Below are 1519 nucleotides of genomic sequence, written 5' to 3' on the forward strand. Positions count from 1 at the left end.
GTTTCCGTCCCCTTGCGGGGAAAAGGTAGGGATCAACTTTGTGTTGGATGGGACCGGTAAAACCCGGTCCACCTTGGTTTCCGTCCCCTTGCGGGGAAAAGGTAGGGATCAACAGGAACTCTCAGAAGTGGACAACGACTGGGGGTTCCGCTGTTTCCGTCCCCTTGCGGGGAAAAGGTAGGGATCAACCCTACCCTCGGAAAAGCCTGAATTCATGAGGTTTTCAAGGTGCGTTCGCGAGGGAGTACGGAGATTCCTCGACACAGATATTAACATTGTCCTCGCGGCCAAGCGCAAGCGGGGAAATTGAACTTGCTACGGCCATTATGTCACGTTTTTGGGCCAATCGGGGCAAAAGATCTAAAGTTTCCCTTAAAATCTTGTGCCGGCAGAGTCAGGCTGGTGATGGCTCACCCCGACAGATCGCGCACAAAACTTTACAATTTCGGCCCGGTGGAGAGCCTCAGAAGATCAGGTAGTCCGGCGGCTCATAGGGGGGAGGCCCCCCGAAGACTTTGGCCTGCTTCTTGGCCGCGGCATCCAAAGGGTAGGCCCGCAGACTGTCTTCCTTGAGATTCAGCAGGGGCAACCACGACTGTTCCAGCTTGTTTTCCAACTCTGCAGTGTCCAGTGGGCATTCGAACACGGAGTATTGCACCCGCTGGCAACACTGTTCCAACTGCTTGGCCAACTGTTGTCGCCGCTTATCGTCCACCACGTCGTAGCAAACCAACCACAGCATCAGCGCAGCTCTATGGGCTCATAGTCTAGGTCACCGCTCACCAGGCAACGGCTCAGCCGGCGGGCTTGCTCCAGCACAATTTGACTAAGGGGCAGGCGGCGAGATTGGGGAGGATAGAGCAATGGCTCGCGGAAGCGGCGTTCCAGCTCTCCCAAAAACAGTTTTTTGGCCAGGGATCCCAGCCATATGCCTGTCCCATCCGGCGACGGCTCAAAGTCTTCCGGCGTGAGCAGGCCAGCCTTGACAAGCTGGAGCACAGCCCAATCCACCACTAAGGGTCGAAACTCCTCCATCATGTCCAGCACCAGGTTGGGGCGGTAGGGCAAGTTGGCGTGGAAAAAGCCGAGATAGGGATCCAACCCGGCCATCACCACTGCCGAGAACACGCGGGCCAGCAGCACCCCGTAGCCCCAACTGAGCAGAGCGTTGATCGGGTCGAGCGGCGGCTGTCGGTTGCGGCCAGTGAAGTTCCACTCAGGCGGAAAGCAATGTTGCAGGGATTGGTAGTAGGTGCGGGCGCAAATGCCCTCCAGGCCCATCAGCGCTTCTCGATCCGGAGGAGTGGTGGAGCGATCCAACTTTTGCAGGTAGGCGGCGATAACATCAATACCCTCCTGTAAGGGGGCAATTTGGCCGCGGGTAGCCCGGTTGTGCAGTTGTAGAATTGCCCGTTGGTTGCGAATCTTGCCGCGCACAATCACCTTGGCCCACCTCAGCCCCCAGGGGGAGTAGGCCCGCTGATACTGGGCCAGACGGATCTCAGAGTTGGTGGAGAAG

At 57.8% G+C, this 1519-nt stretch carries 2 protein-coding genes; both read right to left on the minus strand.

The window, feature by feature from the left end:
* Positions 1 to 463 precede the first annotated feature (463 nt).
* Positions 464 to 742 carry a CRISPR-associated endonuclease Cas2 gene (gene cas2, locus NW809_RS12535; RefSeq protein WP_414331218.1) on the minus strand — a complete coding sequence of 93 codons (279 nt, stop codon included), beginning with the start codon at positions 740 to 742 and terminating at the stop codon, positions 464 to 466.
* Positions 742 to 1519, minus strand: a 778-nt coding sequence (gene cas1 / locus NW809_RS12540) for a CRISPR-associated endonuclease Cas1 (protein ID WP_414402294.1), incomplete at its 5' end; no start/stop codon positions are given. The genes cas1 and cas2, both read right to left, overlap by 1 nt.

This window comes from Synechococcus sp. WC101, assembly GCF_047461555.1.
In the GTDB taxonomy this organism is placed as follows: domain Bacteria; phylum Cyanobacteriota; class Cyanobacteriia; order Thermostichales; family Thermostichaceae; genus Thermostichus.